1 protein-coding gene and 1 pseudogene are annotated in these 642 nt (G+C 65.0%); both read left to right on the top strand.

The annotated features are described in order from the left end of the window. Positions 1-253: cytochrome (locus tag CO660_RS32485; RefSeq protein ID WP_245421424.1), on the top strand; the 253-nt coding region annotated here is incomplete at its 5' end. 68 nt (positions 254-321) lie between these two features. Continuing rightward, positions 322-642, top strand: a pseudogene (locus CO660_RS32480) (cytochrome); the annotation flags it as partial.

Raw genomic sequence — 642 nt, 5'->3', positions numbered from 1 at the left:
CGGGTCGGTGGGCGGGTGCGGTCGAACCTGCTGCGCCAATTCCTACGGTCGGCCGACCTATGGCGATACCGACATGTTCGATTTCAACCGGCTGCAAAACCCGCACCTGCCGCTCGGCCAGGGGCCGCATCTGTGCCTGGGCGCTGCGCTGGCGCGCCTGGAATTGGGAAGTGTCTTCCCCCCGCCGTTCGTGCGGCCGGAGGATCTGGCGCTGGCAATCGCCGCAGAGGGCGTGGTCTACACGTTGCCTTAACTCATTTGCTGCCCGCAGTCTGCCCATCATCTTCCGCCCCTTCCGGGCTTAAAGAGTGAAGCGTCACCATGTCCGAACAATCCTTGCCGACGCTGCCGATGTGGCGGGTCGATCACATCGAGCCCTCGCCCGAGATGTTAGCGCTACGCGCCAAAGGTCCGATCCACCGCGTGCGCCTTCCGTCCGGGCACGAATGCTGGTGGGTGACAGGCTATGACGAGGCCAAGGCGGTGCTGTCTGACGCGGCATTCCTGCCCGCGGGAATGCCTCCGGCGGATTTCACCCCCGATTCGGTCATTCTCGGTTCGCCGGGATGGCTGGTCTCGCACGAAGGGGACGAGCATGCTCGGTTACGCACGATCGTGGCGCCGGCCTTCAGCAACAGCAGG

The organism is Rhizobium sp. L9, assembly GCF_002531885.1.
In the GTDB taxonomy this organism is placed as follows: Bacteria; Pseudomonadota; Alphaproteobacteria; order Rhizobiales; family Rhizobiaceae; genus Rhizobium.
Note: the sequence above shows the minus strand (reverse complement) of the source record. Positions and strands in the feature narration are given on the sequence as shown.